The following is a 14553-nucleotide window of genomic DNA, read 5'->3' on the forward strand; positions in this document are numbered from 1 at the left end:
CCGATGCCGAGATAAACTCGATTTCACTTGGGTGCGGGGCCCGGTTCGCGCGATAAGGGAGCTCGCAATCAAAGGAACCGGACCATGATCACCTGGATCGTCATCGGCGTCGTCGTCGCTCTCATCCTGCTTGTCGTCGTCGGCGGCTATAACAAGCTGGTGGCGCTGGACCAGCGCGCGGACCAGTCGTTCGCCGACATTGATGTGCAGCTGAAGCAGCGTCAGGACCTGATCCCCAATCTGGTCGAAACGGTGAAGGGCTATGCCACGCACGAGCGGGCCACGCTGGACGCCGTAACCCAGGCCCGGGCAGCCGCCGCCGGTGCGACCTCGGTCAATGACAAGGTCGAGGCCGAGAACATGCTGACCGCCACCCTGGGCCGGCTGTTCGCCGTGTCCGAGGCCTATCCTGACCTCAAGGCCAACACCAATTTCCAGCAGCTGCAGACCGAGTTGTCGGACATCGAGAACAAGCTGGCCGCCGCCCGCCGCTTCTTCAACAATGCGGTCTCCGAGTTCAACGCGGTGCGCCGCCAGTTCCCGACCGTGCTGTTCGCGGGTCTGGTCGGCTTCGGCTCGGACAAGCCGTTCTTTGATGTCGGTGAGGGGGAACGCGCGGCCATGACCGCCGCCCCGCCGTCGGTGCAGTTCTAACACCCATGCAGGCTGTCGGGCTCCAGACCCATATCTGGGCGAACAACACCCGCTCGATCGTGTTGCTGGCCATGTTCCCGGTGCTGCTCGTGCTGGTCCTGTACGGGCTGCAGCTGGTGCTGATGGGGTTCGGGATCATCCCCGGCAGCGGCGGCACCCTGGGCGACGACATGGCCCTGGCCGGGCGTATGCTGGGCTGGACGGTGCCGGCAGCGGCCGTGATGGCCGCGATCTGGTTCGCCATCGCCTATTTCGGCAGCCAGGCCATGATCGACGCCATGACCGGCGCCCGGAAGGTCGAGCGCCGCGACAATCCCGAGCTCTATAATCTGCTCGAGAACCTGGCCATTTCGCGCGGTATGCAGACGCCGACCCTGCGGATCATCGAGACGGACCAGCTGAACGCCTATGCCTCGGGCCTGCATGAGGGGCGCTACAGCGTGACCGTCACGCGGGGCCTGATCGACACCCTGACCCGTGACGAGGTCGAGGCGGTGCTGGCGCATGAGCTGACCCATGTGATTAACAAGGATGTGCGGACGATGGTGATCGCCTCCATCTTTGCCGGCATCCTCAGCGTCATGGCCGAGCTGGTGTTTCGAGGCCTGTTTTTTGCGCGCGGCGGGCGGGGCAACAAGAATGCCGGGCCGCTGATCCTGATCGGGATTGCCGTTGCCGCGATCGGCTTTGCCTTGGCGTTCGTCATCCGGATGATGCTGTCACGCACGCGCGAGTTCGTGGCGGATGCGGGGGCGGTGGAGCTGACCAAGAACCCGGATTCGATGATCTCGGCCCTGCGCAAGATCGAGGGCCGCTCGACGCTGAAGGCGCCCGATGAGGTGCAGGGCATGTTCCTGGACAACCAGCCGGAGAAGGCGGGCGTCATGGGCCTGTTCGCCACCCATCCCCCGATCTCGAAACGGATCGAGGCGCTGGTGAAGTTCGGCGGCGGACGCGATTCCGGGCCGTGGTCGCAACAGACTTATGCCCCCTCCACCTCGGTGCCGAGCGCAGGTTAGGGCAGGTCGCGCCAGCCCTCGCGGGTCAGGGCCTGAAGCGGGCGAAGCCGGGCCTTGTAGTCCATCTTGGCCGAGCCCTGGATCCAGTAGCCCAGATAGACGAAGGGCAGGGCCTGTTCGCGGGCCTGCATCAGGTGATCGAGAATGGCGAACTGGCCGAGGCTGCGACGCGCCAGCAGGGGGTCGAAGAAGCTGTAGACCATCGACAGGCCGTCCGAGAGCATGTCGGTCAGCACCACCCCGACCAGATCGCCGGGCCCGGCGCCGACGGCGGGCAGGCGGTATTCGATCAGATGGGTGCGCACGGCCGTGTCCTCGACCATGGCGACATAGTCGTCCCAGCCCATGTCACTCATGCCGCCGCCGGCATGGCGGGCCAGCAGATAGCGGCGCAGCAGGTCGAACTGCTCCATGGTGGCCTCGGCCTCGACCTGGTCGCGGGTCAGGTCGGCATTGCGGTGCAGGATGCGCTTCTGCGAGCGCGAGGCCGAGAAGCCGCAGACCGGCACCCGGACCGAGACGCAGGCGTCGCAGCTTTCGCAAGCCGGGCGGTAGGCGATGTTCTGGCTGCGGCGGAAGCCGGCCTGTGTCAGCTCGTCATTGACCCAGGCGCCGTCGCTGAACGGCAGGTTGGCGAACACCTTGCGTTCGATCCGGCCCGGCAGATAGGGGCAGGGCGCCATGGCCGTCAGATAGAAGCGCAGTTGGCGCTGCGGGACATGCTGGGTCATGACCGCGCTCCGGGCGCCCGGTCGCGGGGATGGCGTTCGCTTCCTGTCAGGCGCTTGCGCTGCATGGCGCGATGGGAAACCCATCCGTGCGTCGGCGCAAGGCCCTTCGTCACCGAGGCGCGAAGGGCGGGCGCCGCTGTCACAGGCTGGTATCGCTGGGCAGGACCGGCGCCTCGCGCAGCAGGATGATCGAGATGCGCCGGTTGCCCGCGAGGCTGGGGTCGTCGGGATAGAGGGGGTCTGACCCCGCCTTGCCATTCACCGAATATATGCGGTCGACATCGACCCCGGCCCCTTCGAGGATCAGACGGGCGGCATCGGCGCGTCTGGCCGACAGGCTCCAGTCCGCAGGAGCGCTGGCTCGATTCGATCCGGCGACCGAACTGGTGTGACCGGTGATCGAGACCCGGTTGGGCAGGGCCGTGATGATCCGCGCCACGGCCCGCAACAGGATCTGGGCGCGGGCGTTCGGGCGGGCCGAGTCCTCCTCGAACATCGACCGGCCTTCCTGATCGACGATCTGGATGCGCAGGCCCTCGGGCGTCTGGTCGATGATCAGCTGCTTGGACAGCTCGGCCAGTTCGGGCATGGACTGCATGGCCTGACGCAGGGATTCGGCGGCGCTGGCGAAATCAGCGGCCTCACGCCGGGCGATCTCCTCGCGCAGCTGGTCCTCGCTGGCGGCGGCCAGATTGCTGCTCTGGCCCGCCTGATCCGGCGCATCCGGCGCTTCGGGGGCCATCTGGGTGATGACCGACATCGAGCCCGAGCTCTTGGAGCCGTCGTCGCCCAGCGAGGTGCCGCCCAGAATGCCGCCGGAACCGGAGGTGGTGGTCGAGATGCTGGCGGGCGCGAAATACTCCGCGATACCGCGCTTCTGCTCCGGGTCGGTCGTGTTGATCAGCCACATCAGCAGGAAGAAGGCCATCATGGCCGTCACGAAGTCGGCGTAGGCGACCTTCCAGGCACCGCCGTGGTGGCCGTGTCCCGCAACCTTCTTGACCTTTTTGATGAGGACCGGACGATCACTCAGGGACATGGGCGCCTCACTGGATTCGCGGTATCCTTGGGCGATCAAGGTTAAGGCGACCTTTCCGCGTCATCCGGCTTGTATGCGCAAGCCCGGACGCTAAGGTCCGGCCGTGACCGACATCTCTTCTTCTGACCCCGACGGCGCCGACGCCCGCGCCTATCGCCGCGCCATGGGGGCCTTTGCGACCGGCGTCTGTGTCGTGACCGTCGAGGGGCCTTCGGGACCGGTCGGCATGACCGTCAACTCCGTGACCTCGGTGTCGCTGGAACCGCGCCTACTGCTGTGGTGTCTGGATGACAGCGCGGAGCGGGCCGTGGCCTTCCTGCAGGGCCGGCCCTTCTCGGTCCATGTTCTGGGCGCGGACGAGGCCGGCTGGGCGGATCGCTTCAGCCGGGGCGACTGTCGTCTTGCGGCCGGCGAGATTGATCAGGCTGAAACGGGGGCGCCGGTGATCCGGGGGGCTCTGGCGCGATTTGACTGTGTGCTGCACGAGCAGATCCCCATGGGGGACCATCAGATTCTGGTCGGACGGGTGGACCATTTCGAGGCCCGGGAGGGCGCGGGCCTGACCTTCTTCCGGGGCCGCTACGGACGCATCCAGGAGGGCGTGGAATGAAGATCGCATTTTCCGGACTGGGCGTGATGGGCGCGCCGATGGCGGGTCATCTGATTGCGGCGGGGCATCCGGTCACCGGGCATAACCGCAGCGCGGCCAAGGCCGAGGCCTGGGCGCAGAAGACCGGCGGGACGGCGGCGGCAACCGCAGCCGAGGCCGCGCGGGGCGTGGAGCTGTTCATCCTGTGCGTCGGCAATGATGACGATGTGCGCGAGGTCGTGGGCGCGGCCCTGCCGGAACTGGCGGCCGGTGCGGTGATCGTGGATCACACCACCACCTCGGCCCGGGTGGCGCGCGAGATGGCGGCGCTGTCGGAAGAGCGGGGCGTGGCCTTCCTCGACGCGCCGGTGTCGGGCGGACAGGCGGGAGCCGAGGCCGGCAAGCTGAGCATCATGATCGGCGGCGATGCCGGGGCTCTGGCGCGGGTCGAGCCCGTCCTGGCGGTCTATGCCAAGGCGATCCGCCACATGGGCCCGGCGGGCAGCGGTCAGCTGACCAAGATGGCCAACCAGATCGCCATCGCCGGGGTGGTGCAGGGTCTGGCGGAGGCCGTCCACTTCGCCCAGTCCGCCGGACTGGACACAGACGCTGTCTATGAGGCCATCTCGCAGGGCGCGGCCCAGAGCTGGCAGATGGACAACCGCTGGAAGACGGCGGCGGACGGCAAGTTCGATTTCGGCTTTGCCGTCGACTGGATGCGCAAGGACCTGGGCCTGGTGCTGGACGAGGCGCGCGCCAACGGCAGCCATCTGGCGGTGACGGCCCTGGTCGACCAGTTCTATTCCGAGATCCAGGCCATGGGCGGATCGCGCTGGGACACCTCCAGCCTGGCCGCGCGACTGCAGGCCCGCAAGCGGTCCTAGCCGAGGAATTTCACCTCGCCCGAGTGCATCTGTTTGACGGCCGCCACCACCTTCAGCGTTCCGGCCTCGAGCGCATCGGCCAGCGAGGCGTCGGCGACGCGCAGCTTGTCGGCGACCCGCTGGGCGTTCAGCTCGACGGCACGGACGGCCATGTCCGTGGCGTCCGACCGGCGGGCTTCCAGGACGGCCGGAATAATGGGCACGATCATCTCTTCCAGCGAGGGATCCAGCGGCATGGCGCCGTCGACGATGGCCTCGGCGGCCGCCACGGCGCCGCAGCCGGTGTGACCCATGACCACGACCAGTGGGCAGTTCAGGTGTTTGACCGCATAGACGATCGAGGCGAGGCCGCGGCGGTCCACCGTATTGCCTGCCACGCGGATAGAAAATAGTCTACCAAAGCCCTGATTAAAAAGGATTGTCGGGGGCGTCCGACTGTCCGCGCAGCCGACGATGGTGGCGATCGGGTTCTGGCCGCCCTGCAGCGGCTCCAGATCGTCGACCTTGACGTAGCCGAGGTTGTTTTCCCCGCGCAGGAAGGCGTCGTTGCCGGCCCTCAGCTCGGCGAGGGCCTGATCCGGCGTGGGGCCGGCAGGGGCAGCGGCGGCCGGTGGCGGGGAGGCCTCGGGGGCCGGCGCCGCCGGCTCAGCCTCGAGCACCGTCACTCCGGGGCGGGCGGATTTCCTGCCAAAGCCAAACAGACCCATGTTGTCCCCCCGAGCAAACCGACAAGGCTGGTTAACAGCGTTCGGCGTAAATCCGGTGACAGTGCGTCGCTGTCAAGCGGTCAGCGGTTGAGCCACTCGGCGACGCGGGGGGCGAAATAGGTGAGGACGCCGCTGCAGCCCGCACGCTTGAAGGCGCCCAGGCTTTCGAGGATGGCGCGTTCCTCGTCCAGCCAGCCGGCGTCGATGGCACCCTGCATCATGGCGTACTCACCGGACACCTGATAGGCGAAGACCGGAACTGAGAAAGTATCCCGAACTCGCTGGATTATATCGAGATACAGGGAACCGGGCTTGACCATGACGGCGTCGGCGCCCTCGGCTAGGTCCATGGCGACCTCGCGCAGGGCCTCGTCGGAATTGGCATGGTCCATCTGATAGGTGCGCTTGTCGCCGATCAGGGCGCGGGCCGATCCGACGGCATCGCGATAGGGTCCGTAGAAGGCCGAAGCGTATTTGGCTGCATAGGACAGGATCATAACATCCTGATATCCATTCGCTTCCAGAGCTTCCCGGATCGCCTGAACGCGGCCGTCCATCATATCGGAGGGGGCGACGACGTCAGCGCCGGCATGGGCGTGGATGAAGGCCTGTTCCGCCAGCCGCTCAAGCGAGGCGTCATTCATGATCCGGCCGTCCTCGACCACGCCGTCGTGGCCGTGGTCGGTGTAGCAGTCGAGCGCCACATCGGTGATGACGCCGATCTCGGGCACGGCGGCCTTGATGGCGCGCACCGTCTCGGGGACCAGGCCGTCGGGATTGGTGGCCTCGGTGCCGACCGCATCCTTCAGCTGGTTGTCGATATTGGGGAACAGCGCGACGGCCGGAATGCCGAGATCGCGCGCCTGTCGGGCGGCCTCGACCGCTGCGGCGGTCGACAGGCGATCCACGCCCGGCAGGGTGGCGACCGGCACGCGGTCGTCCCGGCCGTCGTGCAGGATCAACGGCCAGACCAGATCGGCGGGGGTCAGGGTGGTTTCGGCGACCAGACGGCGTACCCAGGGCTGGCTGCGCAGGCGGCGGCCCCGGGTCAGGGGAAAGCTGGCGGGAAAGACGGGGCTGGACATGGCGCCTCATAGCGCCTGCGACGCTGCGGGCAAAGCGGGGGTGGCCGGTGGGGGTTCAGTTTGCGGCGCCATGCTCTAGAAGGCCTGCAACACGACAAGAGAGGACCCCCATGGATTTCGCCCTGACCGAAGACCAGCGCGCCATTCAGGACGCCGCCCGCGCCTTTGCCGAGGCCGAGCTGGCGCCGCACAGCGCCGAATGGGACGAGACCAAGCATTTCCCGGTCGACGTCATGCGCCAGGCCGCCGAGATGGGATTCTGCGGGATCTACACCGGCGAGGAGCACGGCGGCATGGCCCTGGGCCGGGTCGAATCGGCGGTGATCTTCGAGGAGCTGTCGCGCGGCGATGTTTCGACCGCCGCCTTCATCTCGATCCACAATATGGCGACCTGGATGATCGACAGCGTGGGCTCGGCCGAACTGCGCGCCCGCTATGTGCCGGCGCTGGTGACCATGGAGAAGATCGCCAGCTACTGCCTGACCGAGCCGGGTTCGGGCTCGGATGCGGCGGCGCTGCGCACCACGGCGGTGCGCGACGGCGACCACTGGGTGCTGAACGGCTCCAAGGCCTTCATCTCGGGCGCGGGCACCAGCGACGTCTATGTGGTGATGGCGCGGACGGGGGTGGACGGACCCAAGGGCATTTCGACCTTCGTCGTCGACAAGGACGCGCCGGGCCTCAGCTTCGGTGGGCAGGAGCGCAAGATGGGCTGGAACAGCCAGCCGACCGCCATCGTCCAGTTCGATGATTGCCGCGTGCCGGCCGAAAACCTGATGGGTCAGGAAGGGCATGGCTTCCGCTATGCCATGATGGGTCTGGACGGCGGGCGGTTGAACATCGCCGCCTGTTCGCTGGGCGGGGCGCGTCTGGCGCTGGAGACGGCGCAGGACTACGTCGCCAGCCGCAAGCAGTTCGGCAAGCCGATCGGCGACTTCCAGAACACCCAGTTCAAACTGGCCGATATGGCCACGCAGCTGGAGGCCGCGCGCCTGATGGTGCTGCGCGGCGCCTGGGCCATCGACACCAACCATCCGGAAAAGACCAAATGGTGCGCCATGGCCAAGCGGCTGGCGACCGACGCCTGTTTCCAGATCGCCGACGAGGCCCTGCAGCTGCACGGCGGCTACGGCTATCTGAAGGACTATCCGCTGGAGCGCATCGTCCGCGACCTGCGGGTGCACCGGATCCTGGAAGGCACCAATGAGATCATGCGGGTGATCACCGCGCGTGAGATGATGCGGCAGTGAGCGATATCATGACCGACGAACCTGAAATCCTCGCGCGTATCCAGTCCGGTCTGGGCCGGATCACGCTGAACCGGCCGAAGGCCATCCATGCGCTGAACAAGGGCATGTGCGACGCCATGATCGCGGCGCTGCTGGCGTGGAAGGACGATCCGGCGGTGAAGTCCGTGCTGATCGACCATGCGGGCGAGCGCGGCTTCTGTGCCGGGGGCGACATCCGCATGATCGCCGAGAGCGGGGCAGGGGATGCGTCGGAGGCCAGGGCCTTCTTCCACGCCGAATACCGGCTGAACCATCTGCTGTTCGAATATCCCAAGCCGGTGACGGCGCTGGTGGACGGCATCGTCATGGGCGGCGGCGTCGGCATTTCCGAGCCGGCCGAGGTGCGGATCGCGACCGAGCGCACGACCTATGCCATGCCGGAAACGGGCATCGGCCTGTTCCCCGATGTCGGGGGCGGCTGGTTCCTGCCGCGTCTGCCGGGCTTTGTCGGGACCTGGCTGGCCCTGACCGGAGCGCGGCTGAAGGCGGCGGACACGGTGTTTCTGGGCATTCACAGCCACTATCTGCCCGCCGATGCGGTCGAGGCCTTCCGGTCCATTCTGGCCGCCGATCCGGCCCATCCGGCGGACGTCGCCGATGGGCTGGAGGATGATGCGGGCGAGGCACCGATCGAGGCCCACCTGCCGGCGATCGACCGGCTGTTCGGCTTTGATACGCTGGAAGAGATCTTCGCGGCGCTGGAGGCCGACGGCTCGGAGTGGGCGAGCGCCCAGCTGGCGACGCTGAAGACCAAGTCCCCCCAGTCGATGAAGGTCACCCTGCGCCAGCTGCGCACGGGAGCGACGCTGGACAGCTTTGCCGACAATATGGCCATGGAATACCGGCTGGGTGGCCGGGTGGTGCGCACCCATGACTTTCAGGAAGGCGTGCGCGCCGTGATCGTCGACAAGGACAATGCGCCGAAATGGTCGCCCGCCAGCATCGAGGGCGTGACCGACGAGACGCTGGACGCCCTGTTTGCGCCGCTGTCGGCCGATGAGGAATGGACGCCCCTGCCGCAACTGGCGTAATCCTGATCCGAACCGGCCGGGAGTCTGACCATGCGCACCCTTTTCAGAACCACGATTGCCATGGCGGCCGCGCTCGCGGCCTCGGGCTGTATCATCATTGCCAATGACGGCGGGGGGCAGACGGTCATCACCTCGACCTCGCCCGCCAGCGCACGGGCCGATACCCGCGTCGCCATGGCCCTGTCGGATGCGCGTCGCCCGGAAGAGGACCGCGCCCGCGACGCCCTGCGCATGCCGCTGCAGGTCATGGTCTTTTCCGAAATCAGCCCGGGCGACCACGTGGCCGACATCCGACCGGAGGAGGGCTATTACACCCGCCTGTTCGCCCCCGCCGTGGGTGACGAGGGCCGGGTCTATGCCTTTGTGCCGACCCGTACGGCCGAGCGCGAGAAGCCCTATGCTGATGCTCTGGCCGAGACCTATGGCAATGTCGTGCCGGTCGTCGGCCTGCTGGACGAGATGCGCTTCGACACCCCGCTCGACGTCGTGTTCATGAGCCAGGAATATCACGACTTCCACATTCCGGCCTTTGGCGTGGACGTCGCCCGGATGAACCGCGCCGTCTATGACGCGCTGAAGCCCGGCGGCCTCTATGTGGTGATCGACCACTCGGGCCGCGCCGGAACGGGCAACACCGAAGTGCAGAGCCTGCACCGGATCGAGGGCGACTTCCTGAAGGCCGAGGTTGAGGCCGCGGGCTTTGTCTTTGAAGGCGCCAGCCAGGCCCTGGCCAACCCGGACGATGACCGCACCGTCAGCGTGTTCGACGAATCGATCCGCGGCCAGACCGACCAGTTCGTCTATCGCTTCCGCAAGCCGGGCTGACCGCCGTTCGATAAGCGGTTAAGCTCGCCCTCGCGCCATGCATAGCGCGGGAGGAACGATGATGCGGAAAATCACCCTGCTGGCCGCCTGCGCGGCTTTGGCCCTGTCGGCCTGTGGCTCGATGGGCATGTTCGGACCGTCCGACGCCGCGCGCGTGGCGGTGATCGAGGCTGCGCTGGCCGGCCCGCCGCGCACCGATGAGGACCGTGCCCGCGATGCCAGCCGCATGACCGCGGAAACCCTGGCCTTTGCCCGGGTCGAACCGGGTGACCGGGTCATCGACCTGATGATCGGTGGCGGCTTCTTCACCCGGGCGTTTGCCGCGGCGGTCGGCCCCGAGGGCCATGTGACGGCCTGGCAGCCGGATGAGTTTGTCGCCTTCAGCGCGGACTATGGCGTGGCGCTGACGGCGGCCGACGCCCTGCCGAACGTGACCGGGGCGGCCTCGGCGATCAATACGCCGGACTGGCCGGGCGGCGCGGATGTGATCTTCACCGCCCAGAACTATCACGACCTGCATCTCGACGCCTTTCCCGAGGGCACGGCGGCACGGGTCAATGCGGCGGCGTATGCGGCGCTGAAGCCCGGGGGCTACTATGTGATCGTCGACCATGCGGCCATGGCGGGCGCCGATGCCTCGGTGGCCGACACCCTGCACCGGATCGACCGCGACCAGGTGGTGCGGGAAGTCACGGCCGCAGGCTTCGTGCTGGACGGAGAGTCCGATGCGCTGCTCCGTCCGGCGGACCCGCTGACCGCCAGTGTGTTCGACGAGTCGATCCGCGGAAACACCAGCCAGTTCATGCTGAGATTCCGCAAGCCGGGCTAAGGCCACGCTGGCCTTGCGGGGCCTGAACGGCTAACCCTCCGCGCAAGAAACGCGACCACAGGGAGACGCCGACATGACCGAGACCATTGCCTTCATCGGACTGGGAAACATGGGCGGGGGCATGGCCGCCAACCAGGCGAAGGCGGGCCGTCGGGTCAAGGCCTTCGATCTGTCCGAAGCCGCGGTGGCGCGTGCGGTCGAGGCCGGCTGCGAGGCGGCCGGCTCGGTCGTGGAGGCGGTCAAGGATGCGGACGTGGTCATCACCATGCTGCCGGCCGGGCCCCATGTGCTGAAGGTCTATTCGGAGCAGATCATCGGCGCCGCGCCGTCCAGCGCCCTGCTGCTGGACTGCTCGACCATCGACGTCGACACCGCGCGCAAGGTGGCGGGCCTGGCCAAGGAGGCGGGCTATGCCTTTGCCGACGCGCCGGTCTCGGGCGGCACCATGGCGGCGGATGCCGGCACGCTGGCCTTCATGGTCGGCTGTGACGAGGGCGACTTCGCGCGGATCGAACCGGCGCTGGAGCCGATGAGCCGGGCGACCTTCCGCGCCGGAGACCACGGGGCGGGGCAGGCGGCCAAGATCTGCAACAACATGATCCTCGGCATCACCATGCTGGGCACCTGCGAGGCGATCGGTCTGGCCGAGAAGCTGGGGCTGGACCCGGTCAAGATGTTCGACATCGTCTCCAAGTCGTCCGGCCAGAGCTGGTCGACGACGACCTATTACCCGTGGCCCGGCCCGGTGCCGACCGCGCCGTCGAATCGCAACTATGACGGCGGGTTCGCCACGGTGATGATGCTCAAGGACCTGAAGCTGGCCCAGGACGCGGCAGCCAAGTCCGGCGCCTCGACTCCGCTGGGCGCCCAGACCGAGGCGCTGTTCCAGATGTTCGACCGCCTGGGCTACGGCGGGCGGGACTTCTCGGCCATCCTGCAGCTGCTGCGCGGCAAGCTGGATGAGCTGCCGAAGGGCTGATACGGGCTATTGAGAACCGTTATCAATTAAGGGGTTGCGACCATTTCACCGCACGGTGAACATGGACTTTTAACCCTGTGGGGCGCACAAGGACGCGTTCGAAACCCCCTGGCGAAAGACCGCGAGACTTGTTCGACTATAAGGCTGCCTTTGGAAACGCCGTGGATCAGGTGCGCGCCGAAGGCCGTTACCGTGTCTTCGCCGACCTGAAGCGCGTTCGCGGCGAGTTTCCGCGCGCCGTCTGGCGGCGGGATGACGGGACCGAACAGGACGTCGTCGTCTGGTGCTCGAATGACTATCTGGGCATGGGCCAGCACCCCGAGGTTCTGACGGCCATGCAGGCCGAAATCGATCAGGCCGGCGCCGGGGCCGGGGGCACGCGCAACATCTCGGGCACGACCCGCTCTGCTGTGGACCTTGAGGCCGAGCTGGCCGCCTGGCATCACAAGGAAGCGGCCCTGCTGTTCACCTCGGGCTATGTGGCCAATGAGGCGACGCTGACGACGCTGCAGCGGATCATGCCGGGGCTGATCATCTTTTCCGATTCGCTGAACCACGCCTCGATGATTGCGGGTATTCGCAACGGCGGCTGCGAGCGGCACATCTATCAGCACAATGATCTGGCGCACCTCGAGGCCCTGCTGGCGGCGGCCCCTGCGGATGCGCCCAAGCTGATCGCCTTCGAGAGCGTCTATTCCATGGACGGCGACATCGCCGACCTGGCGGGCACGATTGCCTTGGCCAAGAAATATGGGGCCCTGACCTATCTGGACGAGGTCCACGCGGTCGGCCTGTACGGCGAGGCCGGGGCCGGCATTGCCGAGCGCGACGGTGTGCTGGACCAGATCGACATCATCGAATGCACCCTCGGCAAGGCTATCGGCGTGATGGGCGGCTATATCGCCGCCGATGCCCTGATCATCGATGCCGTGCGCAGCTGGGCCGCCGGCTTCATCTTCACCACCAGCCTGCCGCCGGCCCTGACCGCCGGTGCCCTGGCCTCGGTCCGTCACCTCAAGGCCCACCCCGAGCTGCGCGCCGCGCATCAGGCCCGGGCCCAGGCGCTGAAAGAGCGGTTCATGGCGGCCGGGATCCCGGTCATGCCGTCGGAAAGCCATATCGTGCCGGTGCACGTGGGCAATCCGGTGCACTGCAAGATGATCTCGGACATGCTGCTGGAAGAGCACGGCATCTATGTCCAGCCGATCAACTATCCGACCGTCCCCAAGGGCACCGAGCGCCTGCGCTTCACCCCTTCGCCGAACCACGACGACGGCATGATGGACGCGCTGGTCACGGCGATGGACAAGCTGTGGACCCACTGCAACGTGGCGCGCCTCCCTGCCGTCGCCTGACGACCGGTCTGTCCCCGGCGAGGTGATCGTCGAGTTTGTGCGCAACGGCGCCTATCTGAAATGTTCAGTCGTGCATGTCGCGAGCGGGACCGAGGTCTCGGCGGTCGGGCCCGTGACCGAGCGCAACGGACTGGAACGCATTGCGCTGGCCAAGCTGAAACGGGCGCTGGCGGCGCGCTGACCACAAGATGTTGTGGTCTCCCCGTGTGAGGCCTAGATAGGTTCATCATCGAATTCGGGGACTGCCGTGACTGCTCACACCCATGACGCCTTCTTCTCGCGCGCGCTGGCCGAGGCCGATCCGGACATCTTCGGCGGCATCCAGGGCGAGCTGGCGCGCCAGAAGGAACAGATCGAGCTGATCGCGTCCGAGAACATCGTCTCGAAGGCGGTGCTGGAGGCACAGGGGTCGGTCCTGACCAACAAATATGCCGAGGGCTATCCGGGGCGGCGCTATTACGGCGGCTGCGAGTATGTCGACGTCACCGAAAATCTGGCGCGGGAACGGGCCAAGGAGCTGTTCGGCTGTGCCTTTGCCAACGTCCAGCCGCACTCGGGCGCGCAGGCCAACCAGGCAGTGTTCATGAGCCTGCTGCAGCCGGGGGATACCTTCCTCGGCATGGATCTGGCGGCGGGCGGACACCTGACCCACGGGTCTCCGGCCAACCAGTCGGGCAAGTGGTTCCGGCCCGTGACCTATACGGTGCGGCAGGACGATCACCTGATCGACTATGACCACGTCGCCGAGATGGCCGAGCGCGAGAAGCCCAGGCTGATTATCGCCGGGGCCAGCGCCTATTCGCGGCATATCGACTTTGCGCGGTTCCGAGAGATCGCCGACAGCGTGGGCGCCTATCTGATGGTCGACATGGCCCACTATGCGGGTCTGATCGCCGGCGGGGTCTATCCCGATCCGCTGCCCCACGCCCATGTGGTGACCACGACGACGCACAAGACCCTGCGCGGGCCGCGCGGCGGCATGGTGCTGTCGAACGACGTCGATCTGGGCAAGAAGATTAACTCTGCCGTCTTCCCGGGCCTTCAGGGCGGACCGCTGGAGCATGTGATCGCGGCCAAGGCCGTGGCTTTCGGCGAGGCGCTGAAGCCCGAGTTCAAGGCCTATGCACAGCAGGTGGTCGATAATGCGCGGGCGTTGGCGGCGGTGCTGGTCGAGCGCGGCGCGGCCATCGTATCGGGCGGCACCGACAGCCATCTGATGCTGGTCGACCTGCGGCCCAAGGGCGTGACGGGCAAGGCCACCGAGGCGGCGCTGGAGCACGCCCTGATGACCTGCAACAAGAACGGCGTGCCGTTCGACACGGCGCCGTTCACCGTGACCTCGGGCGTCCGTCTGGGCACGCCGGCGGGCACGACGCGCGGCTTTGGCGTGGACGAGTTCCAGCAGGTTGGCCACTGGATCGCTGATGTGATCGACAGCATGAAGGGTGGCGACGAGGCCGACTCCGGCGTGACGCAGCGGGTCGCAGGCGAGGTGCGCGAGCTCACGCGTCGCTTCCCCATTTACGGATAACCGTCT

16 protein-coding genes are annotated in these 14553 nt (G+C 67.1%); 12 read left to right on the forward strand and 4 right to left on the reverse strand.

The window, feature by feature from the left end; translation table 11 throughout:
• Positions 1 to 84: 84 nt before the first annotated feature.
• Together V7672_RS04085 and V7672_RS04090 are read left to right on the forward strand one after the other, a co-directional pair.
• Positions 85 to 654, forward strand: coding sequence for a LemA family protein (locus tag V7672_RS04085; protein WP_335623423.1), 570 nt, complete (start codon positions 85 to 87; stop codon positions 652 to 654).
• A 5-nt stretch (positions 655 to 659) separates the two neighbouring features.
• Positions 660 to 1673 (forward strand): M48 family metallopeptidase, encoded by a 1014-nt coding sequence (locus V7672_RS04090; protein ID WP_335623424.1) that lies wholly within the window; start codon positions 660 to 662, stop codon positions 1671 to 1673.
• On the opposite strand, the gene V7672_RS04095 is transcribed toward V7672_RS04090, so the two are convergent.
• The gene (locus V7672_RS04095) at positions 1670 to 2404 is read right to left on the reverse strand and encodes an arginyltransferase (protein ID WP_335623425.1); all 735 of its coding nucleotides are present in this window, start codon (positions 2402 to 2404) and stop codon (positions 1670 to 1672) included. The two genes, V7672_RS04090 and V7672_RS04095, sit on opposite strands and share 4 nt — an antisense overlap.
• A gap of 139 nt (positions 2405 to 2543) precedes the next feature.
• Positions 2544 to 3443, reverse strand: coding sequence for a flagellar motor protein MotB (locus tag V7672_RS04100; protein WP_335623426.1), 900 nt, complete (start codon positions 3441 to 3443; stop codon positions 2544 to 2546).
• Positions 3444 to 3546: 103 nt separating this feature from the next.
• Here V7672_RS04100 and V7672_RS04105 point away from each other — a divergent pair, with 103 nt between their 5' ends.
• Both V7672_RS04105 and V7672_RS04110 read left to right on the forward strand, forming a co-directional pair.
• Positions 3547 to 4053 carry a flavin reductase family protein gene (locus V7672_RS04105; protein WP_335623427.1) on the forward strand — a complete coding sequence of 169 codons (507 nt, stop codon included), beginning with the start codon at positions 3547 to 3549 and terminating at the stop codon, positions 4051 to 4053.
• The gene (locus tag V7672_RS04110; protein WP_335623428.1) at positions 4050 to 4916 is read left to right on the forward strand and encodes an NAD(P)-dependent oxidoreductase; all 867 of its coding nucleotides are present in this window, start codon (positions 4050 to 4052) and stop codon (positions 4914 to 4916) included. The genes V7672_RS04105 and V7672_RS04110 overlap by 4 nt, the downstream gene beginning before the upstream one ends.
• Here V7672_RS04110 and V7672_RS04115 read toward each other — a convergent pair.
• Together V7672_RS04115 and hemB are read right to left on the reverse strand one after the other, a co-directional pair.
• Positions 4913 to 5623: a carbonic anhydrase gene (locus V7672_RS04115; RefSeq protein ID WP_335623429.1), complete on the reverse strand. Its 711-nt coding sequence runs from the start codon at positions 5621 to 5623 to the stop codon at positions 4913 to 4915. The two genes, V7672_RS04110 and V7672_RS04115, sit on opposite strands and share 4 nt — an antisense overlap.
• Positions 5624 to 5703: 80 nt before the next feature.
• Complete coding sequence (hemB, locus tag V7672_RS04120) at positions 5704 to 6708, reverse strand: porphobilinogen synthase (RefSeq protein ID WP_335623430.1); 1005 nt, start codon at positions 6706 to 6708, stop codon at positions 5704 to 5706.
• Positions 6709 to 6818: 110 nt separating this feature from the next.
• Between hemB and V7672_RS04125 the strand changes: the two genes are divergently transcribed.
• The 8 genes from V7672_RS04125 to glyA all read left to right on the forward strand — a co-directional run bounded on the left by V7672_RS04125 (position 6819) and on the right by glyA (position 14547).
• Positions 6819 to 7958, forward strand: coding sequence for an isobutyryl-CoA dehydrogenase (locus V7672_RS04125; protein ID WP_286691834.1), 1140 nt, complete (start codon positions 6819 to 6821; stop codon positions 7956 to 7958).
• Between the two features lie 8 nt (positions 7959 to 7966).
• Positions 7967 to 9028 (forward strand): enoyl-CoA hydratase/isomerase family protein, encoded by a 1062-nt coding sequence (locus V7672_RS04130; protein WP_335623431.1) that lies wholly within the window; start codon positions 7967 to 7969, stop codon positions 9026 to 9028.
• Positions 9029 to 9058: 30 nt separating this feature from the next.
• Positions 9059 to 9853, forward strand: a complete 795-nt coding sequence (locus V7672_RS04135) for a class I SAM-dependent methyltransferase (RefSeq protein WP_335623432.1) — start codon at positions 9059 to 9061, stop codon at positions 9851 to 9853.
• Positions 9854 to 9911: 58 nt separating this feature from the next.
• Positions 9912 to 10682 carry a class I SAM-dependent methyltransferase gene (locus V7672_RS04140; RefSeq protein WP_335623433.1) on the forward strand — a complete coding sequence of 257 codons (771 nt, stop codon included), beginning with the start codon at positions 9912 to 9914 and terminating at the stop codon, positions 10680 to 10682.
• Between the two features lie 73 nt (positions 10683 to 10755).
• A complete protein-coding gene (mmsB, locus tag V7672_RS04145) occupies positions 10756 to 11661 on the forward strand; it encodes a 3-hydroxyisobutyrate dehydrogenase (protein ID WP_335623434.1) in 906 nt (301 codons plus the stop codon).
• 128 nt (positions 11662 to 11789) lie between these two features.
• A complete protein-coding gene (gene hemA / locus V7672_RS04150) occupies positions 11790 to 13016 on the forward strand; it encodes a 5-aminolevulinate synthase (protein ID WP_335623435.1) in 1227 nt (408 codons plus the stop codon).
• 22 nt (positions 13017 to 13038) lie between these two features.
• Entirely contained in the window at positions 13039 to 13197 is a 159-nt protein-coding gene (locus V7672_RS04155) for a DUF6898 family protein (protein ID WP_335623436.1), read from the forward strand.
• 66 nt (positions 13198 to 13263) lie between these two features.
• On the forward strand, positions 13264 to 14547 hold the full coding sequence (glyA, locus tag V7672_RS04160) for a serine hydroxymethyltransferase (RefSeq protein WP_335623437.1): 1284 nt from the start codon (positions 13264 to 13266) through the stop codon (positions 14545 to 14547).
• The last annotated feature ends 6 nt before the right edge of the window (positions 14548 to 14553 follow it).

It is taken from the genome of Brevundimonas sp., assembly GCF_036963785.1.
GTDB lineage: Bacteria > Pseudomonadota > Alphaproteobacteria > Caulobacterales > Caulobacteraceae > Brevundimonas.